The sequence below is a fragment of the Planifilum fimeticola genome, assembly GCF_003001905.1.
GTDB lineage: Bacteria > Bacillota > Bacilli > Thermoactinomycetales > DSM-44946 > Planifilum > Planifilum fimeticola.
In genome coordinates, this window is record NZ_PVNE01000003.1 from 16,546 (window position 1) to 37,997 (window position 21,452).

Here is a 21,452-nt window from a genome sequence, read left to right on the forward strand (position 1 = left end):
CCGTCGTGGTGCCGCCGTCCTCGCTCACTTTGCCGCCTGCGGTGTGAGAACTTTCCTGAACCACGGCGTCGGATGGAATGCGATGATCACGATCCACCATGTTATCCTCTCCATAAAAGGGTTCGTGCCGGCGGTCCCTGCCGGACAGCCCGTCCACCCAATAAACGGGGCGGAGCGGCGCCGGGTGTCAGTTTCCACCTGCGACACCGTATCTATAGAGAATATAACGCAATTGTTTTCCCAAGTCCACTCCTGTTGAAAGGGGATGGAAAGGGGGTAGGCGGCTTTCTGCAAAAAAATGGCTTTCACCGTCAGCTGTCCCGATGCCTCATATCCTTCTGATTCCGTGATCCGTTTCCGAATATGTATCCCCTTGATCTGCCAAAGGAATCGATGAATCCCGTGACTCTTCGCCTTCCGTCAGATCGTGGTGGTGGTTTCCCGTCTCTTCTCTTCCACTTTCGGCCGTTGCCGCTTGTATTTGATGCGGGTTGCCTCACCGCCTCTGAGATGGCGGATCGATTTATGATATTCCAATATCTCCTTCACCTTATTGGCAAGTTCGGGATTGATCTCCGGAAGACGTTCCGTCAAATCTTTATGGACCGTGCTTTTGGAAACTCCGAATTCCTTGGCGATGGCGCGAACCGTATGCTGTGTCTCGACAAAATATCGACCGATCTTAATCGTCCGCTCCTTGATGTAATCATGCACTCCCCCTCGCCTCCCTCCTCGGAACGTTTGGTACATTATATGAGCCGTTTTGACGGTTATTCGCATGTTACAAGCAGTGACAAGCCAAAAACGGCGACTTTTTGAGTCAACCCCCGAAATGCCCCTGCGGGCTCTGTTGGAGAAAAAGACCGCCCCGGGCCGGGGCGGTCTTCCGAAATCGTCAATCCAGATACTGTTCAGGGTTGAGCGGCTGCCCATCCTTGCGAACTTCGAAGTGAAGATGCACGCCGGCATCCTTCTCGAAACTGTTTTCACCGGCCCGGGCGATCAAATCGCCCTGGGAAACGGCTTGCCCCTCTTTCACTTTCACGTCGGACAAGCTCTGGTATACGGTGACCAATCCGTTGTCATGCTGAATCTCCACCAGATGGCCGACGATGGGATTCTCTTCGACCCGGATCACTTTCCCGTCCAGAGCCGCGACCACATCGAAGCTCTTGCCGTCTTCCCTGGCAAAGTCCACCCCGGAGTGTGGCCAATAGGTGTTCTCGTATTTCACCAGGGAAGTCTCTTTGGACTGATCGGATCCGGCATCGTTGTAGTATCCCATTTTCGCTTTCGCCTGAGCATTCTCAGCGACGGGGAGAATCATCTCCTTCGGCGCGTTGATGTTTTCCACCGGTTCCTGCTTCAGTACTTCCTCCAACCCGGTCGTCGGTTTTTGACCGGGTTCCTGGCTGGTTGAGTACCACCATACCAGGCTTAGGATGAGTGCAGCCGCTGCGAGATAGATTGCCGGGAAAGCCCATTTTTTCGAAAACAGGCGCTTCCATCGGAGTCGCCATTTCATCTTGTTTATGGGTTGCACATTGTTATTCGGTTGCTCGGGTTTCATTTGGCTATCACCTCAGGAAACATTTTGGACAGGGTAAAACCTTTTTATACCTGAGGTGACAACTTTTTTAGTATTTTTTGAGCTCTCATCCCTTCCTTATCAAGCCCGATCAACCGCGGGGCCGGGATGCCTCTTCCGACGGCCGTCGTCATCTCCATCATTTTTTCCGGAGGGAGTAGAAAGGATAAAGGGCGGTCACCCTGAGCCGCGTGCTCTATTGAAAGACGGACGGACATCCCGGAACCGTCCTGATTTCCTCCATCAGTCGCAAGAAGCTGCAGCACCGGGACCGAGACGCGAAAAAGAAGCTACACAACAAAAAATCGGGGACATTATCCCCTTCTTTGAACATGTGCTTTTTCTTTGTTCACTTCCACATTCCATCTCGAGCAGCACAACGAAGGGTCTGCCCGGCAAAGCGTGCAGACCCTTAAGCTGCTTGACCGGGAATTCATTTCGCGTTGCTCGGGTTGATCCATCTGCCGGACAAATAGTAAATGGAATGGAGAACGATGGAAAGGATAAAAGCGGAAGGAAAGCTCCACCACAGCTTTTCCAGACCATATTGACCTCCCCAGTAATAGGCGAGGGGGATTTGAATTCCCCACAACGTGAGGACAGTGATCAGCAATGGTACGACGACGGATCCTGAGGCGCGCGCCGTTCCGGGAGCAGGCTTTCGAATCGAAGCCGTTCCAAGCGGGTTGCACATCCAAAAAAAAGGGGTGACCGCGTCCCCCTCGCCCTCCGAAGGGAGCCCGTTACCCCATCTTTTCAGACCCCGTTCTTAGTTTTTCTTCGAAGCTTGGCTCAACACGGCGTTCAAGGACCCGATGTCCACTCCCCGGTAATAGTGACGGACGATTTCCTCGGCGCTTTTTCCCTGGTGCGCCAGCAGATTGGCCCCCCACTGGCTCATGCCGACACCGTGTCCGTAACCCTTGGATTGAAACCGGATCCTGCCGTTTTCGATCGTCCAGGTAAAATCGGTGGAGGACAATCCGAGGGCTTCACGCACCTGCCGCCCCGTAAAGGTTTGGTCCCCGATCCGTAGCGTCTTGATCCGCCGTCCGGAGGTGCGTTCCAGGACGCGGATCCAGTCTCCCCCGGAGGAAGCCGCGACGGCAACCCGCTTTCCCGTCGCCTTCTCCATCCGCCGGACGAAATCATCCAGGGTCAACGTCTTTTCGTTGAGAAACCTCGGCGATTTTTCATCCCAGGGGGAGGGGACGCTTCGGAGATAGGGGAACGATTTGGAAAAGACATCCTCCGAATTTTCCGTTCGCCCGTTGCTGGTGGAGAAAAAGGCGGCGTAGATCGGTTCCCCCTCGTACAAAATGACTTGTCCTCGGGTGTCGAGCACCGCCCTATTGATCCGTGAAGAATAGGCGGCGTAGCGGTCTCCCCACGATTTTTTCAACTGCTCGTCCGTGCGATAAGCCTGATGCAACACGGAATCGGACACGTGAGCCCCCTTGGCCTCCGTTCCCATCGTCTCCATGTCGGAAAAATCGCCGCCCCTCAACCGGTCCACGATGTAGGTCCGCGCGGCGAGCGCCTGGGCCTTCAACGCCTCCATATGAAAATCGGCGGGCATTTCGGCGGCCACAACCCCCCGCACGTATTGCTCCAGTGGAACGCGAACCACCCGCTTTTCCTCACTCAAAAACACCCGGATGACCGGTTCATCGGGATCCCTCGGAAGCTCTTGGGGCGCCGGCGCCTTTTCCTGCGGGGTGGCAGAAGGATAGCTGACCAACAGCGCCGGAACGGCCAACATCACCAAGAGGAAGAAGAAAATCGGGACAAACAGCCACAATCCTTTGCGCAAGGATAACGCCCTCCAGTCCTTCTAAGATCAGGTATGACCGTGCTCGAAAAACCGCCCCTTCCCCCTCGACAGAGGGCGCTACAAAACATCCTTTGATCCTCGGTCTGGGACAACCTTCCCTTTCAGAATATGAGGGGACAACTTCCTTTAGAACCGGCGCGGATCCGGAAGGTTCCACAAAAAAACGGAGGCCGCAGCCTCGTTTTGGCTGCGGCCTCCGCCGAAGAGATTAAGCGTATGAGGGCTCCGTCATGGACTTCTCGGTATCCACCGGCAGACGCTCGATGTCGGCTCCCAGGGCCTTCAATTTTTCCACCAACTGGACATATCCGCGATCAATGTGATGCAGCTCGGTGACTTCCGTCTCCCCTTCGGCGGCCAACCCGGCCAGGACGAGGGCGGCACCCGAACGCAGGTCGGTGGCTTTCACCTGGGCGCCGGACAGGGGCTGACCTCCATCGATGATGGCGGTCCGGGCATCGATTTTGATCTGGGCGCCCATCCGCTTCAATTCTTCCACGTGCATAAACCGGTTTTCAAAAACCGTCTCGGTGACGACGCTGGTTCCCTTGACGGTCGCAAGCAAAGCCATGAATTGAGCCTGCATGTCCGTAGGGAAACCGGGGTACGGCAGGGTTTTGACATCCACCGGACGGAGGTCGCCTTCCGCCCGCACGTGTACGCCGTTTTCCCCTTCCAGCACGTGGATGCCCATCTCACGCATCTTGGCGATCACCGGTCCCAGGTGATCGCTGATGGCGCCCTCGACGAAGACTTCCCCGCGGGTGATCGCGGCAGCCACCATATAGGTTCCCGCTTCGATCCGGTCGGGAATCACCGTGTACGAGGTGCCCCGGAGAAAGTCGACGCCCTCGATCCGGATGGTTCCGGTCCCGGCCCCGCGCACCTTGGCTCCCATCGCGTTGAGGAAGTTGGCCAAATCGACGATTTCCGGCTCGCGGGCCGCGTTTTCAATCACCGTTCTTCCCTTCGCCAGGGTGGCGGCCATCATGATGTTTTCCGTCGCCCCGACGCTGGCCACATCCAGATAAATGCGGGCACCCTTCAACCGGTCGGGAACCCGCCCTTCGATGATCCCTTTGCCCACTTCGAAGACGGCTCCCATCGCCTCCAAACCCTTGAGGTGCTGATCGATGGGACGGCTCCCGATGGCGCACCCGCCGGGCAGGGGAATGCGGGCGTGTTTCTTCCGGGCCAGCAGCGGCCCCATCACGAGAAAGGAAGCGCGCATTTTCCTGACCAGTTCGTAGGGGGCTTCGGTTTGAGCCACCTTTTCCGCGCAGATTCGGACGCTGTCCTCTCTCAGCTCCGCGGTTACCCCCAGGCTTTGCAGCAACTCGGTAATCGTCTTCACATCTTCCAACAGCGGGATCTCATCGATCACATGCTCCCCGCGCGAGGCCAGGATGGAAGCAGCGATGATCGGCAGGACGGCATTTTTCGCGCCGTGTACCTTCACCCTGCCTTTCAACCGCTTGCCACCGCGAACAACGATTTTTTCCAAATGCCTTCCCTCCGCGTTGTCTAATATTCGATGGTGATAATGGGTGTGCCCAGGGTCAGGATCAATCGTTCACCACTGCGGTCCATCCGGGCGGCGACCTGTACGTTCATCATACCACCTTTTGTCTCCAACCCGCCTCGCAAGGCCGGTGTGAAAGCCGAAATGCTGGTGGTTCGGTCCGTCCGCATCCCTTCGATTTCCCGCGCATTCAGCCGCTGGAGCACCCGGCGTACCGTCTCCTCCGGATCGGAACCCATCCCCGGACGGCTTCCCTGGATGGAGAATTGAAGGTGCGGATCGATGCCGTTTCCGGTGAGAACCTTCTCCAGCCGTTCCCGGAAGCGGGGCCACTCTCCGTCCGGATGCCCGCGGCCGGTCAACTGAACGGATATATAAGGACGGTTTTTTCGCAAATCGACCCTATCGTTGATAACGTTCAATCGGGCCTGCAGGTTTCGCCCCCATTTGCCCGTGGCTGTCCATCGATGACCGTGCCGATCCTCCGTCCGACGGGCCGGTCCCAGGCCGAGTTCCCGGCTCAGCCGCCGGGCCAAATCGTCGACTTCCTCCCGGAGCAAAGGGGTTTGGGTCCGGTTTCCGTGGTGCAGCACGATCTTTTCCGGCTGTCCCCCCGCCCGGCGGAAGGCGTCGATCAGCTGCTCCGTATCATCCGGTGGAGACACCGATCCGACGGATAAAAAAAGGATGAAGAAAAAAAGAATTCCGCTGACAAGCCGTTTCCGATCCATGAAAGGTCCGTCCCTTCCCCCGTTTTTTCATCATCCATTTTCGGCAATGGGGAAAGGAGGTATACGCGAACACAGGATCGATGTCAGCGCGGATCAGAACAGCTGGCTGATGAGTCGGGACCATCCCAGATAGTCGGACACGAAGGTGGCCAGGCCGTGTCCCAGCACGATGGACAGCACGATCATCAACGCCTTCGCTTGGGGCCCCTTCGGCTGCCTCATGAACACATCGAGCCTCACATTCATCAGGATCCACCAGCTGAACCCGATGCCGGCAAGGGTCATCACGACGTTGATCAGCCCCGTCAGCCCCAGGCTCACCGCACCATCCATGATATGCACCCCTTCGACGACACGTTCCATTTCATCGTACCCGATCATGGCAAAAAACGCAAAACATTTAACCCTCAGCGGAAATCAAAAAAAACCCCGCCGTAAAGGCAGGGTTTTTCTTTCACTGGGTCGGACCCATCTGGACAAAGGCGCTGTCCCATTGAATTCCGCCCAGGAACTGGAGGACATTTTGCGGAAAAACGCCGAGACCGACGGTACCCAGGACGGCCAACAGGACGACCGCGGCCGTCAAACCGGGGATCGCCAACTTCTCCCCGCGGGGCGAAGGCCGGAAATACATCTGCCGGATAAACTCGAAGTAGTAGAAGTAGGAGACGACGGTAGTGGCGATCATGATCAACGCGATCCACAGTTTCTGGCTGGAGAGGGCGTTGACCAGGATGTAAAATTTGCCGAAGAATCCCGCCGTCACCGGAATGCCCGCCAGGGAGACGAGGAGGATGGTCATCGCCACCGCGAGCAGGGGAGACCGCTGGTAAAGCCCGGCAAAGGCGGCGATATCCTCGCTCTTTTCATTTTTCTCGACGATCATCAACACGGCGAAGGCGCCGATCGTCATGAGCAGGTACGCCAAAAGGTAATACAAGGTGCTCTCAAAAAAGGAGAATCCCCACACGGCCAGCGGCACGAGCAAATATCCCGCATGGGCGATGCTCGAGTAGGCGAGCAGCCGTTTGGCGTTGGTCTGGCGGAGAGCCACCGCGTTGCCGACAATCATCGATGTCCCTGCCAGAATCAGCAGAAGGGGGCCGGCGATCTCCAGCCACATCCCCATCTGGAAGGGCTGCAGATAGGCGACGATCAGGATGCGGAAAACAAAGGCAAAGGCCGCTATTTTGGAGACGACCGCCAAGAAGCCGGTCACCGGCGTCGGCGCCCCCTGGTACACATCAGGCGCCCAAGTGTGGAAGGGGGCCGATGCGACCTTGAAACCGAATCCGACGATCATCAAAAAGAGCGACAGGTAGACGAAGGATTCGTAGCCCTGGAGATAGGCCTCGGCCAAACGCTGTTGGACGACGAACAGGTTGGTACTCCCCGCCATTCCGTAGAGGAAGGACATCCCGTACAGGATGAAGGCGGAGGAAGCCCCTCCCAGGATCACGTATTTCCAGGCCGCCTCTCCCGACTCGGTCCGTTTTTTGCGCACACCCACCAGGATGTACGAAGAAATGCTCAGCAGTTCCAACCCGACAAACAGCGTGATCAGGTCGGCGGAGGAGGCCATGATCATCCCGCCGAGGGCGGCGGATAGGAGCAGGTAGTAATATTCCCCTTGATCTTGGACCTCCTCCCGGCCGAGGTGGGCGAAGGAGAGGAGCAGGACCAACGCGGTCCCCCCCAGGATGAGCGCCTTGAAGGTCAGGGCGAAATCGTCCACCCGGTAGGTGTTTCCCAAAATTTCGTAGGGTTTGCCGCCGAAGCTCGTCACGACGAAGGCGCCGGCGGCCAGTACCGCCACCAGTCCCAAAGCGCCAAGCCAGCGCCGGTCCCAGCGCTCCTTCATGACCAGGTCGATCAGCGTCATCAGCGCGGCTGCGGCGACGAGGATCAGTTCGGGGGCCATAACGGTCCAGTCGTAATGGATGATCGATTTTTCCATCTCCCCCTACCCTCCCATCCTTGCAACGATCGCGTGCAGTGTCGTCTGCATCGGTTCTCCCAACACGGCGGGGTAAACGCCGATGAGGATGATCAAGCCCAACAGCACCAGCATCGCGGCGGATTCGGCCGGACGGACATCCGTCAGCTTCTCCCAGTGCCCGCTCAGGGGGCCGAAGGTGGTCCGCAGGACGGCCCGCAGCGTGTAGGCTGCGGCGAGAATCAAGCCCAACACCCCCACCGCCGCCAGCACGGGCTCACTCTTGAACAATCCCAGGAACGCCAGGAATTCGCTGATGAAGCCGGACATTCCCGGCAGCCCGAGCAGGGCCAGCCCCGCGGCGAGGAGGAGGCCAGAAAGCACCGGCATCGCCTTGGCCATGCCGCCCAGCTCGTCGATCCGGGTGGTCCCGGTCCTCTCCGTCAGGCTAAAGATGAGGAAGAACAACAGAGCGGCGATAAACCCGTGGGAAACCGTCTGGAACAAGGCTCCCGTCAGTCCCGCAACGTTGAGGGAAGCGATTCCCAGGAGCACGATCCCCATGTGGCTGACGCTGGAGTAGGCCAGCACCCGCTTCAAATCCCGCTGAACAAAGGCGAGGACCGCTCCGTACAGGATGTTGACCAGCCCGATGACCGCCAGCAGCACCGCCGCTTCCCTCACTTGGACGGGAAACAGCTCCGCACCAAAGCGGATCAGGCCGTACGCCCCCATCTTGAGCAAAACGCCGGCATGGATCATGACCACCGACGGGGCCGCTTCGGCGTGCACCCGGACCATCCAGGAATGGAAGGGAAAGAGGGGCAATTTGATGCCGAAGGCGATGACGATTCCCGCAAAGATCAACCATTGGATTTGGGCGGCAGCGGCGCCCTGCCCCGCCAGCAATTCCGCCATCTCCTGCATCTTGGAAAATTCGGGGGTCCTAAACAGGATCAGCATGCCGATGAAGGAAAGGAGCATCACCGCCGACCCCAGCCCGTTATACAGCAGGAACCAGTTGGCGGCCCGTTCCCGGTGCACGTATCCCCAATAGCCGATCAGGATGAAGGTAGTCACCAGGGTGACTTCGAAAAACAGGAAGAACAGCAGAAGGTTGCGTGCCAGAAAGACGCCGAGCATTCCCATTTCCAACAGGAGGAAAAGGATAAAATACAATTTCACCCTCTTCCGGATATACATCGAAGCCACGGCGGCCAAAGCGGCAATCACCGCCGTCATCACCGCCAGGGGCATCGACAACCCGTCCGCTCCCATGCTGTAGAAGAACTCCAGGGATTCCATCCCGGCCGGGATGGAGAACCAGGGCACCGACTGGGCGAATTGGACCCCTTTGGCCTCCGGATCAAACCGGGCGTACATCAGGAGCGCCAGGAGCAGCGGGGGCAACGTGGCCAACATGCCCACCGCCCGAACCCATCGGACATGTTTCCCCGGCAAGGCAAAGAGCACGATCACTCCCAGCAGGGGGGAGAAGGTGAGAAGGGTGGGCAAATGGTTCATCAACAGATTCATGATCCGATCCACCTCCCCGCCGTCAGGCCGATCAAGAGAAGCACCAGGCCGATCAGGCTGATCAGGGCGTAGGTTTGCACCTGACCGTTCTGCAGTCTGGATCCGACCCGGCCGAAAAGCTGCGCAATCCAGGCGCTCAAGCCGACCAGGCCGTCAACCACCCAGCGGTCAAAGCCGCGCAGGAAGAGTCCCAAGCCCCTGAGGGACCTGACGAAGACGAAATCGTATGCTTCGTCCACGTAGTATTTGCGGTACAGAAGATTGTAGAGCCAGGGCATCGGGCGGGAAAAGGTTTCGGTCGCCAGCGATCCCTTGTAGTAGATCAACCAGGCCAGGGCAATCCCGGCCAGGGAAACGGCCGTCGCCAGCACCGGAATCCAAACCGGTGAACCTCCTCCGTCGGCGGACAGCCCCGCCCCCTGCGCCAGCCAGTCACCCAGGGCGTGGGAAGGGAATTGGACGAAGCCGGCCAGAACCGACAGGACCGCGAGAACCGCCATGGGCCAAACCATCACGCCGGGAACGGAACCGACCGAGCCCTCTCCTCGGTATGTCCCGAAAAACACCTTGAAAAAGAGGCGGAACATATAGAAGGCGGTGAAAAAGGCGGTCAGCACGCCCAGCCAGAAGACTCCGAGCCGTCCGTCCGCGTAGGCGGCGAGCAGAATCTCATCCTTGGAGAAGAAGCCGGAAAGGGGAGGAACTCCCGCGATGGCCAGACAGCCGATCAAAAAGAGCCAGCCGACGACGGGGTGCTGTTTCCACAAACCGCCCATGCGCCGGATATCCTGCTCGTGGTGAAGGGCGACGATCACCGCCCCCGCGGCAAGGAAGAGCAGGGCCTTGAAAAAGGCGTGGGTAAACAGGTGGAACACGCCGGCCACGTATCCCGCCGAACCGAGGGCCAGCATCATGTAGCCCAATTGGCTTACCGTGGAGTAGGCCAGCACCCGTTTGATGTCGTTCTGCACCAGGGCGATCGTGGCGGCGAAGAGGGCGGTGAAGGCGCCGACATAAGCCACCGCGTCCATCGCCGTCTCCGATGCGGCAAACAGCGGGAAGGACCGGGCCACCAGGTAAACCCCGGCCGCCACCATCGTCGCCGCGTGGATCAGGGCGCTGACCGGTGTCGGCCCCTCCATCGCGTCAGGCAACCAGGTGTGCAGCGGAAACTGACCCGATTTACCCACCGCACCGACAAAGATGAGCAGGGCGACCAGCGTCACCATCTCCGGAGCCACTTTCCCCGCCTCCACGGCGGCGAAGATCTCCCGGAAATCGAAGCTGCCCACCTGCCAGAAGATCAGGGCGATGGCGACGAAGAGACCGATATCCCCGATCCGGGTGACGATAAAGGCCTTCTTGGCGGCCGCCTTTGCTTCCGGCTTCCAGTACCAGAAACCGATCAAGAGGAAGGAACACACCCCGACCAGCTCCCAGAAGATATAGAGCTGGAGCAGGTTGGGGGCGATCACCAGGCCCAACATGGAAAAGGTGAACAGGGACAGATAGGTGTAAAACACGCCGAACCTCGAATCATCGCGCATGTACCCGGCGGAATAGACCTGAACCAGGAAGCTGACCAGGCTGACGATCAACAGCATCAGCGCGTTCAGCCGGGTGATTTCCATGCCCATGGAGATCGTCGTGTCCCCGAGCGTGAGCCAGGGAAACACCGCGAGCCGCTCCGCTCCCCCTCCCCATTGATCCGCAAACACCCAGAGGGACAGAACCAGGGAAAGAAACGCGGCAAGCGACCCGGTGAAGACCGACACCGATTCCTTCCACCTGCGTCCGAAGGCGATGAGCAACACAAAGGATATCAAGGGAAAGAGGGGAATCATCCATACGATTAATGAATTCATGGATCATCCGTCCTTCAACTGTGAGGTTCCCAGGGTGAATTAAGCGCTGCGTCACTCCGACGACGTGACAAATTTCGGTTTGCACGGCCCTTCACAAATTCTGCGCCGAAGGTGCAGGAATTCAACCCTTCATCGTGTCGAACCGGTCCACGTCCACCGTTTGGCGCCGGCGGTACAGGGTGATCAGGATGGCGATTCCCACCGCCGCTTCCGCCGCGGCTACCGTGATGGAAAAGAGGGAGAATACCTGACCCGCAATGTCCGCAAACAGGCCGAATTTGGAGAAGGCCACCAGATTCAGGTTGGCCGCGTTCAGCATCAGCTCGATGGAAAAGAGGACGATCACCGCGTTCCGCTTGGTGAGGACCCCATACAGGCCGATGCAAAAGAGAATGGCCGCCAGTGCCAGATAAGAGGTTGCAGGCATCAGGACTGACCCTCCCTTTTCGCCAGGATGACCGCTCCCACCAAGGCCACCAGGAGAAGAACCGACGTCAGCTCAAAGGGGATGACGTAGTGGCGGAAGACGATCTCCCCCAGGCGTTGAACGGTGTAGGAAGCGGTATCCGCTTCGCTTTCCGGAAGCGGCAGCCGCCAGATGGTCAAAAGCAGAATCAATCCGAAAGCAGTTACTCCGACAAAGCTCAGCAGGCGGTGCCAGCGGCGTCCTTCCGCTTGATCCTCGTCCCGGTGGCGCGTCAGCATGATCCCGTACAGCATCAGGATGGTGACCGCGCCGGTGTAGATCAGCACCTGAACGACGGCCACAAACTCCGCGTTCAACAGGACGTACATCCCGGCCAGGCTCAGAAAGGTGAAAGCCATGGCCAGAGCCATATGCACCACCCGGGTGAAACTGATCATGAACACCGCCCCGCCGATGGCCATCAGCGAAAAGATCAGAAAGGCGAAAAACTCACCGCTCAGGTTCATGGGTGGTTCTCCTTCCGGACATTCGTGTTGTTGTTCTTGAGCCATTCCATATCCTTGAACAGTTCGTCCCGGCTGTAGGTGGCCAACTCATAGTTCCCGGTCATGACCACCGCTTCCGTCGGACAAACTTCGGTGCACAGGTCGCAAAGGATGCAGATTTCAAAGTTGATGTCGTAGGTTTCGATGACTTTTCCCTTTTTTTCGGGGTCCGGATTTTTCTTGCCGGTCAAGCTGATGCAATCCGTCGGGCAAATCCGGGCGCACTGATAACAGACGATGCATTTGTCCGGATCGAAATACTGGATCCCGCGGAAACGATCGGGCATTTCCAGGGGTTCATCCGGATATCGATAGGTCACTCGTTTTTTCGTGAGGTTTTTGAGCGTGATGCCCAAACCCTTTACCAGTCCGAGCATGGTTATCCCTCCGTTTTTCGGCGTGTGGACGCCAGCCTGCCGGAGAAGCGGGAAGCATCGGGCCGCCTCCTCCCGCTCCCTGCCAATGCCTAAAACCAATTCCCGATGACGGGCACTTCCTTGAGCAGCGCGGAAAGGAAAATGTTCACCAAGGCCAGCGGCAAGAGCACCTTCCAACCCAACTGCATCAGCTGATCCACCCGAATCCGGGGAAAGGTCGCCCGAAGCCAGAAAATGAAAAATACCACCGCCAACATCTTCAGCACGAACCAGACCAGGGGAGGAATAAAGTCAAGCCCGAACAGCGGAAGCCAGCCGCCGAGGAACAGGATGGTCGTCAGGGCGGACATGGCGAAGACATACACGTATTCCGCCAGCATGAAGAAGGCGAAGCGGAATCCGCTGTACTCCACGTGATAACCGGCCACCAACTCCGACTCCGCTTCCGGAAGGTCGAAGGGGGTCCGGTTCAGTTCGGCGATGGCAGCGACCAAAAAGACGATAAAACCGAGAAACTGCGGGATGATAAACCAGACATCCTCCTGGGCGCTTACGATTTGCCGCAGGTTGAGGGAGCCGGCGCTCAGGATCACGCCGACCACCGCCATCACCAGTGGGATCTCGTAGCTGATCATCTGGGCGGCGGAACGCATTCCCCCCATGAGGGCGTATTTGTTGTTGGAAGCCCAGCTTCCGACGAGGATCCCGATGATGGTGATGCTGGAGATGGCGACATAATACAGGAGACCGACGGCGATGTCCGCGAAAAACAGGCTGTCGGTAAAGGGGAGGACGGCAACGACGGCAAAGGACGGCACAAAGGCGATGGCGGGTGCGATCTTGAACAGCGTCCTGTCCGCCTTGTTCGGGATCACGTCCTCCTTGATGAGCAGCTTCAACACATCGGCCACTGTCTGCAGAAGCCCCCACGGCCCCGTGCGAACGGGACCCGGACGGTTCTGCATCCATCCGAGCACCTTTCGCTCAAACAGGATGGCATAGGTGACAAACCCGAGGATAATCAACAACATGATCACGGGTGCGATGAACTTCAACGGGTCCATTTTCGGCGTCCACCTCGCGAGACGGTTCTGTTCGATTCCGCCGGGAATCGAATCATTTGTAAACAAGAATTTACATCGTCAAGCCCTTGCATACCCCTCGACGGCGGAAGGCCCCATCCAGTCGAACACCCTCTCCTCAGACATTTCCGATTTCTCCTATCCGGTCATGTCTGCGGAGGGGTGCCAATGCCGGGAAAACCATCGAAGGCAAGGACCCTCAAGCTGCTTTCCCATCAGATGTCCGGATCGGCGGGTTCGTAATCCTTCCTCAACGGGTGACCCACCCAGTTCTCCGGCATGAGGATCCGCTTCAGGTTGGGGTGCCCCGGAAATTGAATCCCCAGCAGGTCGTAGATCTCCCGTTCATCCCAGTTGGCTCCGCTCCAGATATCGGTGACGGATGCCACGGAAGGGTCTTGCCGGTCCGCCTTCACCCGAACACACAGGCGATGCTTATGACTGAGGGACTCGAAATGATAGACCACCTCCATGTGGTCTTCATAATCCACCCCCGACACGTTTACGAGATAATCGAAGGAAAAGCTCTCATCCTCCCGGAGCAACCGGGCCACATCGCGCCACTTCTCGTTTTTGACGACGATCGTCGGCAGGTGACCGTTGGGACGGTTGATGTAGGATTCCTCAACGGCCTCCTTTCCCACCACATCCGTGATCCGTTTCACAAAGGCATCCAGAAGCGGCTGCTTCGGCGACGGCTCCTGGGGCTCCTCCACCTTTTTTCTGCGCGCGGCTGCCCGCGCTCCCCTCGCCGCCGGCCGGGCCGGAGGTTTCTTCCCTTCGCCCTTCGCACGGGCTTCAACCGGCTTTGCGGCTTCTTCCTTTCCCGCTTTCTTTTCGGGGGTTTCTCCCTTGGCGGCCGCTTTCTTTTCCGCGCCTTCGGCCGGCGCGGCCTCCGCCTTTTCACCGCCTTGCTTCAATTCGGTCGGCTCCTTTTCGGATGCGCCGCCGCTTTCCTTGCGATCCTTCGAATCCGTCACGAACCGGTCACCCTCTTTCCCGTTTTCGCCTCATAACGGATCTTCTCCTGCAACTTGTTGATTCCGTAGATCAATGCAGCCGGGTTGGGCGGACATCCGGGAATGTACACGTCCACCGGAACGATCTGATCCACGCCTTTGATCACGGAGTACGACTTGACATAGGGTCCCCCCGCCGTCGCGCAGGAACCCATGGCGACCACCCATTTGGGTTCCGGCATCTGGTCGTACAGACGGCGAAGAATCGGCCCCATCTTCTTGGTCACGGTACCGGCCACGATCATCACGTCGGACTGCCGGGGAGAAGCGCGGAAGATCACGCCGAAACGGTCAAAATCATAATGGGAACCCCCCGTTCCCATCATCTCGATGGCACAACAGGCCAAGCCGAACTGCATCGGCCACAGCGAACTGCTCCGGGCCCACGCCTTGATCTCTTCCAGCGTGGTCAAAAAGACGTTCCGCTTCAGCTGCTCCTGCTCCTCAAAGGTGAGTTCTTCCAAATTCACTTCCATTCTAACACCTTCTTCTTCCACGCGTAAATGAGACCGATCACGAGCAGCACCACGAAGATCAACATCTCCACCAACACAAAAAGGCCGATCCCATTCCGAAGGGTGTCGTAAGCAACGGCCCAGGGATACAAGAAAACGGTTTCGACATCAAACAGGACAAACAACAGGGCAAACAGATAGTATCGGATGTTGTACTGCACCCAACTGCCGCCCACCGGATCGATCCCGCTTTCGTAGGTGACCTCCTTGGCGGGAGTCGGGTTGTGCGGCCTGAGCAGCCGGCCGATGGACAGGGCGACCACCGGCAGGGCCAGCCCTACGATGAAAAACAAGGCAACCATCAAGTAGCTTTCGGAATACGTCATCGGCTGTCCCTCCGACCTCCATTGTGCACGGGGGTGTCATATGCCGGACGGGGATTCGGATTGAACGCCCTTTTCTTTGCAAAGAAAAACGCTCCGTCCGATCAGAGCCCCATCCCTCATCTTCAATTCGAGTCAATTATAACAAATCCTCCGCAAAAGTGTCTAACAGGCCGGGCCGATCGCGGAAGAAAAAGAAACCGGAATTGGCTGTTTACGGAAAACGAGCGGCTTCCCGAAGGAAACCGCTCGAATCCCTTCACTGCCCGCCGTGGTTTACCACCTGCAACCGGTTCATCGCCCGGCGGAGAGCCAGTTCCGCCCGCTTGAAATCGATGTCGTCCCGATGAGCCTGGGACAGGCGCTCTTCGGCCCGCTTCTTGGCGGCCAATGCCCGCTCCACATCGATTTCGTCGGACATCTCCGCCGCTTCGGCCAGAATCGTCACCGTATCGGGGCGCACTTCCATAAAACCGCCGCTGACGGCGGCCAGCCTCTCCTCGCCGTCCTTTTTGATCCGAACAGCGGTGATTCCCAGGGGGCTGACGAAGGGAGCGTGACGGGGCAAAATCCCGATCTCCCCTTCCGCCGCCCGGGTGATCACCATTTCCACATCCTCGGAAAAAACCTTCCGTTCCGGCGTCACGATGTCCAAACGCATCGTACTCAAATGACGTCCTCTCCTTTAGACCCCGGCCAGTTCCTTCGCCCTCTCCACGGCCTCGTCGATGGTACCGACCATGTAGAAGGCGTCCTCCGGAAGGTCGTCATGTTTCCCTTCCAGGATTTCCTTGAAGCCGCGGACCGTTTCCTTGACGGGTACGTAGCGGCCCGGCTTTCCGGTAAAGGCTTCCGCGACGTGGAAGGGCTGGGACAGGAAGCGTTCAATCCGCCGCGCCCTGTGAACGACCAGCTTGTCTTCGTCGGACAGTTCATCCATCCCCAGGATGGCGATGATGTCCTGCAGTTCCTTGTACCGCTGCAGAATCTGCTGAACGCCCCGGGCCGTCTCATAATGTTCCTGCCCCACCACCGAGGGGCTCAGGATGCGGGATGTGGAAGCCAGGGGGTCCACCGCGGGATAGATCCCCTTGTCGGCGATCCGCCGCTCCAGGTTGGTGGTGGCGTCCAGGTGGGCGAAGGTGGTTGCCGGAGCCGGATCGGTGTAGTCGTCCGCCGGAACGTAGATCGCCTGGATCGAGGTGACCGATCCCTTTTTGGTGGAGGTGATCCGCTCCTGCAGCTGACCCATCTCCGTGGCCAGGGTCGGCTGATAACCCACGGCGGAGGGCATCCGACCCAACAGCGCGGACACCTCGGATCCCGCCTGGGTGAAGCGGAAGATGTTGTCGATGAAGAGAAGCACGTCCTGTCCGTGCTCATCCCGGAAATACTCGGCCATCGTCAGACCGGTCAGCCCGACGCGCAGACGGGCCCCCGGCGGTTCGTTCATCTGACCGAAGACCATCGCAGTCTTGGAGATAACCCCGGAATCCTTCATTTCGTGGTACAGGTCGTTCCCTTCCCGGGTCCGTTCCCCCACGCCGGCGAAGACGGAGATTCCCCCGTGTTCCTGGGCGATGTTGTGAATCAGCTCCTGGATCAGCACGGTTTTGCCGACGCCCGCACCGCCGAAGAGACCGATCTTACCCCCCTTGGCGTAGGGAGCCAAAAGATCGACGACCTTGATACCGGTCTCGAGGATTTGCTCTTCCGTGGCCTGATCTTCAAAGCTGGGGGCCGGCCGGTGGATCGGGTACTTTTGATCCGCCTTGACTTCCCCGGCTTCGTCGATCGGTTCACCCAACACGTTGAACACGCGGCCCAGGGTGGCTTCGCCCACGGGCACGGAAATCGGCGCACCCGTGTCCACCGCTTCCATTCCGCGGACCAGTCCGTCGGTGGAAGCCATCGCCACGCAGCGGACGATGTTGTCTCCCAGGTGCAGCGCCGCTTCCACCACCAAATCGATGTCCCGCTCACCGGAATTACGGGCCTTGTGCGTAATGCGAATCGCGTTGTAGATTTCAGGCAGATGGCCACGCTCGAACTGGATGTCCACAACGGGGCCCATCACCTGAACGACGCGTCCAGTGCTCATCAATTTCCCTCCCTATTTCAAACCTCACCCGACTGTTGGCCGGACTTCGACACAGACGAAATGCGATGATTCCGTTGCAAGAATCGGGGCCTTCCCGTTCCCCATTTGGGAAGGCTCTCTCCTCAGCTCAGCGCGTTGGCGCCGGCGACGATCTCGTTGATCTCCTGGGTGATCGACGCTTGCCGGGCCCGGTTGTACTGCAGGGTGAGCTGTTGGATCAGCTCCGTCGCATTGTCCGTGGCATTCCCCATCGCCGCCATCCGCGCTCCGAATTCGCCCGCCTTCGCTTCCAGAAGGGCGCTGTAAATCAAGGTTTCGGCATAGCGGGGCAACAGTTCCGCCAGCACCTCTTCTTCGGACGGTTCGTATTCGTACAGGGTCTTGTCCCCCTCATCCGCTTCGGAGGAAGCCAGCGGGAGCAGCCGCTTTTCCACCGGCCGCTGGGTGACGGGGTTGATAAATTCGTTGTAAACCAGATACAGCTGGTCCACCTTTTCCTCGGCGTAAAAACCGACAGCCCGCGAAGCGATCGGTTTGATGTCCAGGAACTGCGGGGAATCGGCCAGACCGGTAATCTCGTCGATCACCGGATATCCCCGCTTCTTCAGGAAATCCCGGCCTTTCCGGCCTACGGCGAAGATCACGTACTCATCACTGTTTTGGTGCCGCTCCCTGAGGGTTTTGGTCAGCGTCCGCAGCAGGTTGGAGTTGTAGCCGCCGGCCAATCCCCGGTCGGAGGTGATGACCAGGTAACCGGTTTTCCGAACCGGCCGGGTCTCCAACATCGGATGGCGAATCCCCCGGGTGCCGGAAGCGATGGATTCGATCACTTCCCGCATCTTTTCGGCATAGGGGCGGGCGGCCTCGGCCCGCTCCTGGGCCCGTCGCAGTTTGGCCGCCGCCACCATCTCCATCGCCTTCGTGATCTGCTTCGTATTTTGAAAGGAACGGATGCGTCGCTTGATGTCCCGCAGATTTTGGCCCACGCTCATTCACCGCCTTTCCTTCCGCCGCAACTCCGGTCGGAGTGGTTCCCGAATGCGGCAGGATGAAACACCTTACTTCCCTTCCGATACGGCAAAGCCCTTTTTGAAGGATTCGATGGCCTGCTTCAGCCGGTTCTCGATCTCTTCGGTGAGGTCCTTCTTCTCCTTGATATCCTTCAGGATATCGGCGTGTTCCGCCTCGATGAAGGCGAGGAACTCCCGCTCGAACCGGCGCACGTCCGCCACCGGAATATCGTCCAGATATCCTTTGGTCGCGGTGTAAAGGGATACCACCTGTTTCTCCACGGGCATCGGTTGGTTTTCATCCTGCTTCAAGAGTTCCGTCGTCCGTTCACCGCGAGCCAGACGGGCCTGGGTCGTCTTATCCAGATCGGAGCCGAACTGGGCGAAGGCGGCCAGCTCCCGGTACTGGGCCAAGTCGAGGCGGAGACCCCCGGCCACCTTTTTCATCGCCTTGATCTGCGCGGCCCCCCCGACCCGGGAAACCGAAAGACCGACGTTGACCGCCGGGCGAACCCCGGAATAGAACAGATCCGACTCCAGGAAGATCTGCCCGTCGGTGATGGAGATCACGTTGGTCGGGATGTAGGCCGACACGTCCCCGGCCTGAGTCTCGATGAAGGGAAGCGCCGTCAGCGATCCGCCGCCCTTTTCGTCGTTCAGCTTGGCGGCCCGCTCCAACAGGCGGGAGTGCAGGTAGAACACATCCCCCGGGAAAGCTTCCCGGCCCGGCGGGCGGCGAAGCAGCAGCGAGAGCTCCCGGTAGGCGGCCGCCTGTTTGGAGAGATCGTCGTAGACGACCAGCACGTGCCGTCCCTTGTACATGAAGTACTCGCCCATCGCACAACCGGCGTAGGGCGCCAGGAACAGCAGCGGAGCCGGATCGGAGGCGCTGGCGCTCACCACGATGGTGTAGTCCATGGCGCCGAAGCGGCGCAGCTTCTCCACCACGCCGGCCACCGTCGACTGCTTCTGACCGATGGCCACGTAAATGCAGATGACGTCTTCGTTCTTTTGGTTGATGATCGTGTCGATGGCGATGGTCGTCTTCCCGGTCTGCCGGTCGCCGATGATCAGCTCCCGCTGCCCCCGGCCGATCGGGATCATCGAATCGATGGCCTTGATTCCGGTCTGAAGGGGCTCGTGCACCGATTTCCGGTCGATCACCCCGGGCGCGGGAGATTCCACCGGCCGGTATTGATCCGTTTCAATGGGCCCCTTGCCGTCCAGGGGTTGCCCCAGCGGGTTGACCACCCGGCCCAGGAGCGCTTCCCCCACGGGGACTTCCATGATCCGGCCCGTCCGCTTCACCTGGTCCCCTTCGCGGATCTCCGTGTACGGACCCAAGATCACCACACCGACTTGGTCTTCTTCCAAGTTGAGGGCCATGCCCATCACGCCGTTTTCAAACTCCAACAGCTCGCCGGCCATCACCTCGGTCAGGCCGAACACCCGGGCGATCCCGTCCCCGACCTGGATCACGGTGCCGACGTCGGAGACTTCCATTTCAGCCTGATACTGCTCGATCTGCTGTTTGATCAGCGAGCTGATCTCTTCCGGCTTAATGCTCATTCCGCTTTTCACCCCTGTCTATTCCCAAAAATCCCGATCTACCCCACGCGCGATCCCGTCAGCTTCTGCCGGAATCGGATCAGTTTCGTCTTCAGACTGCCGTCATACAGGCGGTCGCCGATTTGGACGATCAATCCCCCGAGGAGATCGGAATCGACGACGTTGGTGATGCGCAATTTCTTCCCGAGACGATCCTGGAAGACGGCGGCCAGCTCTTCCTTCTCCTTCTCCGTCAGCGGAAACGCGGAGGTGACCACCGCTTCCGCCACGCCCCGGGCCTCATCCGCCAGATGTTTATATTCCTCGGCGATCCGGGAAATCAATCCCTGTCTCCCCCGGTCGAGGAGAAGGAAGAAAAGGTTTTTCGTCCAATCGGAAAGCGCTTGAAACTGCTCGGCGACGAGGGCTTTTTTCCGTTCCACGTCTACGGCGGGAGCCGCCAACCACTCCTGCAGCTCAGGAGTCCGTTCGAGCGTCTCCACAACCTGGTTCAGTTCCTGCTCCACCCTGTCCAGTTCGCCCTTTTCCCGGGCCAGCTCGAACAGGGCGTTGGCATAGCGTCGGGCGATCACTGTCCGGCTCATTGCAGCTCGCCTACCTGTTCAAGATAACGGCCAACCAATTTGGACTGCTCTTCGGCGTCCAGTTCCTTTTCCAACACCTTGGCCGCGAGAAGGACGGACAGCCGGCCCACTTCGTCGCGCAGGTCGGCCAAGGCCTTTTCCTTCTCCCGGGTAATTTGCGCCGTCGCTTCGTTGATCATCCGTTCCGCCCGTTCCTGGGCCTGCCGGATGATCTCCTCCGCTTCCCGCTCCTTTTGCTTTTTGGCCCGATCGATGATCTCCCGCGCCTCCCGACGGGCGGTCTCAAGGGCTTCCCGCTGTTCGGCCACCAGCTTCTCGGCCTCTTCGCGGTTCTTCTCCGCCGCGGTAATCTGTTCGTCGATGTAATCCTGGCGCTTCTTCATCACGCCCAGCAAGGGACGAACGGCAAAACGGGAGACCAGGAGCATCAGGATCAAAAAGGTCACCAGTTGGAAAAGAATCGTCCCCAGGTGGAATTCCAGCAACCCGAGTCCCTCCCTTCAAAATCCGTCACCGCCGCATCAACAGCAAGGAAGGCGGGGAAAACCGCCGACCCCGCCGCATGATCCGTCTTCCTGAAAAGCTCTCACGCTGCGCCGCCGGCAACAGAGGCAATATCCTCTTCCCCTTCCGGGCAGCGGTGCTGTCACGCGACCCCCTTAGAAAACGCCCAGCAGGACCATGATGCCGAAAGCCACGGAAATAATCGGCAGCGCTTCGACGATCCCCAGCGCGATGAAGGATTGACCGAGCAGCTTCCCTTGGGCTTCCGGCTGGCGGGTGATCCCTTCAATGTACTTGCTGAACAGCATCGCGTTCCCCAATCCGGCAGCGACCGCCGCAAAAGCAATCATGATACCTCCAGCGAGCAAACCCATATCCATGTGT

At 58.9% G+C, this 21,452-nt stretch carries 24 protein-coding genes; all 24 read right to left on the bottom strand.

Annotation, left to right across the window (positions count from 1 at the left end):
* Window positions 1-420: 420 nt before the first annotated feature.
* The 24 genes from spoIIID to atpE all read right to left on the bottom strand — a co-directional run bounded on the left by spoIIID (window position 421) and on the right by atpE (window position 21,448).
* Complete coding sequence (gene spoIIID, locus CLV97_RS02605; protein WP_106343979.1) at window positions 421-714, bottom strand: sporulation transcriptional regulator SpoIIID; 294 nt, start codon at window positions 712-714, stop codon at window positions 421-423.
* A 181-nt stretch (window positions 715-895) separates the two neighbouring features.
* Window positions 896-1,570: a M23 family metallopeptidase gene (locus CLV97_RS02610; RefSeq protein WP_245891338.1), complete on the bottom strand. Its 675-nt coding sequence runs from the start codon at window positions 1,568-1,570 to the stop codon at window positions 896-898.
* A gap of 451 nt (window positions 1,571-2,021) precedes the next feature.
* Window positions 2,022-2,201 (bottom strand): hypothetical protein, encoded by a 180-nt coding sequence (locus CLV97_RS02620; RefSeq protein ID WP_146130387.1) that lies wholly within the window; start codon window positions 2,199-2,201, stop codon window positions 2,022-2,024.
* Between the two features lie 156 nt (window positions 2,202-2,357).
* On the bottom strand, window positions 2,358-3,401 hold the full coding sequence (gene spoIID, locus CLV97_RS02625) for a stage II sporulation protein D (RefSeq protein ID WP_245891339.1): 1,044 nt from the start codon (window positions 3,399-3,401) through the stop codon (window positions 2,358-2,360).
* 229 nt (window positions 3,402-3,630) lie between these two features.
* A complete protein-coding gene (murA, locus tag CLV97_RS02630) occupies window positions 3,631-4,926 on the bottom strand; it encodes a UDP-N-acetylglucosamine 1-carboxyvinyltransferase (protein WP_106343982.1) in 1,296 nt (431 codons plus the stop codon).
* 20 nt (window positions 4,927-4,946) lie between these two features.
* On the bottom strand, window positions 4,947-5,675 hold the full coding sequence (locus CLV97_RS02635) for a YwmB family TATA-box binding protein (RefSeq protein WP_106343983.1): 729 nt from the start codon (window positions 5,673-5,675) through the stop codon (window positions 4,947-4,949).
* Between the two features lie 93 nt (window positions 5,676-5,768).
* A complete protein-coding gene (locus CLV97_RS02640) occupies window positions 5,769-6,008 on the bottom strand; it encodes a DUF1146 domain-containing protein (RefSeq protein ID WP_106344129.1) in 240 nt (79 codons plus the stop codon).
* Window positions 6,009-6,129: 121 nt separating this feature from the next.
* Window positions 6,130-7,632 carry an NADH-quinone oxidoreductase subunit N gene (locus CLV97_RS02645; protein ID WP_106343984.1) on the bottom strand — a complete coding sequence of 501 codons (1,503 nt, stop codon included), beginning with the start codon at window positions 7,630-7,632 and terminating at the stop codon, window positions 6,130-6,132.
* A gap of 6 nt (window positions 7,633-7,638) precedes the next feature.
* Complete coding sequence (locus CLV97_RS02650; RefSeq protein ID WP_245891340.1) at window positions 7,639-9,147, bottom strand: complex I subunit 4 family protein; 1,509 nt, start codon at window positions 9,145-9,147, stop codon at window positions 7,639-7,641.
* Complete coding sequence (nuoL, locus tag CLV97_RS02655; RefSeq protein ID WP_106343985.1) at window positions 9,144-11,012, bottom strand: NADH-quinone oxidoreductase subunit L; 1,869 nt, start codon at window positions 11,010-11,012, stop codon at window positions 9,144-9,146. The genes CLV97_RS02650 and nuoL overlap by 4 nt, the downstream gene beginning before the upstream one ends.
* A 121-nt stretch (window positions 11,013-11,133) precedes the next feature.
* Window positions 11,134-11,439 (bottom strand): NADH-quinone oxidoreductase subunit NuoK, encoded by a 306-nt coding sequence (nuoK, locus tag CLV97_RS02660; protein ID WP_106343986.1) that lies wholly within the window; start codon window positions 11,437-11,439, stop codon window positions 11,134-11,136.
* On the bottom strand, window positions 11,439-11,945 hold the full coding sequence (locus CLV97_RS02665) for an NADH-quinone oxidoreductase subunit J (RefSeq protein WP_342749761.1): 507 nt from the start codon (window positions 11,943-11,945) through the stop codon (window positions 11,439-11,441). The genes nuoK and CLV97_RS02665 overlap by 1 nt, the downstream gene beginning before the upstream one ends.
* On the bottom strand, window positions 11,942-12,361 hold the full coding sequence (gene nuoI / locus CLV97_RS02670; RefSeq protein ID WP_106343987.1) for an NADH-quinone oxidoreductase subunit NuoI: 420 nt from the start codon (window positions 12,359-12,361) through the stop codon (window positions 11,942-11,944). Before nuoI ends, CLV97_RS02665 begins: the two co-directional genes overlap by 4 nt.
* An 89-nt stretch (window positions 12,362-12,450) precedes the next feature.
* Entirely contained in the window at window positions 12,451-13,425 is a 975-nt protein-coding gene (nuoH, locus tag CLV97_RS02675) for an NADH-quinone oxidoreductase subunit NuoH (protein ID WP_106343988.1), read from the bottom strand.
* Between the two features lie 233 nt (window positions 13,426-13,658).
* Window positions 13,659-14,423, bottom strand: coding sequence for an NADH-quinone oxidoreductase subunit C (locus CLV97_RS02680; RefSeq protein ID WP_281257569.1), 765 nt, complete (start codon window positions 14,421-14,423; stop codon window positions 13,659-13,661).
* On the bottom strand, window positions 14,420-14,938 hold the full coding sequence (locus CLV97_RS02685) for a NuoB/complex I 20 kDa subunit family protein (protein ID WP_106343989.1): 519 nt from the start codon (window positions 14,936-14,938) through the stop codon (window positions 14,420-14,422). Before CLV97_RS02685 ends, CLV97_RS02680 begins: the two co-directional genes overlap by 4 nt.
* Entirely contained in the window at window positions 14,929-15,303 is a 375-nt protein-coding gene (locus tag CLV97_RS02690) for an NADH-quinone oxidoreductase subunit A (protein ID WP_106343990.1), read from the bottom strand. The genes CLV97_RS02685 and CLV97_RS02690 overlap by 10 nt, the downstream gene beginning before the upstream one ends.
* Window positions 15,304-15,559: 256 nt before the next feature.
* The gene (locus tag CLV97_RS02695; protein WP_146130388.1) at window positions 15,560-15,970 is read right to left on the bottom strand and encodes a F0F1 ATP synthase subunit epsilon; all 411 of its coding nucleotides are present in this window, start codon (window positions 15,968-15,970) and stop codon (window positions 15,560-15,562) included.
* 15 nt (window positions 15,971-15,985) lie between these two features.
* Window positions 15,986-17,401: a F0F1 ATP synthase subunit beta gene (gene atpD / locus CLV97_RS02700; protein ID WP_106343992.1), complete on the bottom strand. Its 1,416-nt coding sequence runs from the start codon at window positions 17,399-17,401 to the stop codon at window positions 15,986-15,988.
* Between the two features lie 122 nt (window positions 17,402-17,523).
* A complete protein-coding gene (atpG, locus tag CLV97_RS02705) occupies window positions 17,524-18,387 on the bottom strand; it encodes an ATP synthase F1 subunit gamma (protein WP_106344133.1) in 864 nt (287 codons plus the stop codon).
* A 72-nt stretch (window positions 18,388-18,459) separates the two neighbouring features.
* Window positions 18,460-19,980, bottom strand: a complete 1,521-nt coding sequence (atpA, locus tag CLV97_RS02710) for a F0F1 ATP synthase subunit alpha (RefSeq protein ID WP_106343993.1) — start codon at window positions 19,978-19,980, stop codon at window positions 18,460-18,462.
* A gap of 38 nt (window positions 19,981-20,018) precedes the next feature.
* Complete coding sequence (locus CLV97_RS02715; protein WP_106343994.1) at window positions 20,019-20,564, bottom strand: F0F1 ATP synthase subunit delta; 546 nt, start codon at window positions 20,562-20,564, stop codon at window positions 20,019-20,021.
* On the bottom strand, window positions 20,561-21,049 hold the full coding sequence (gene atpF, locus CLV97_RS02720; protein WP_106343995.1) for a F0F1 ATP synthase subunit B: 489 nt from the start codon (window positions 21,047-21,049) through the stop codon (window positions 20,561-20,563). Before atpF ends, CLV97_RS02715 begins: the two co-directional genes overlap by 4 nt.
* Window positions 21,050-21,223: 174 nt before the next feature.
* Complete coding sequence (gene atpE, locus CLV97_RS02725; protein ID WP_106343996.1) at window positions 21,224-21,448, bottom strand: F0F1 ATP synthase subunit C; 225 nt, start codon at window positions 21,446-21,448, stop codon at window positions 21,224-21,226.
* Between the last annotated feature and the right edge of the window lie 4 nt (window positions 21,449-21,452).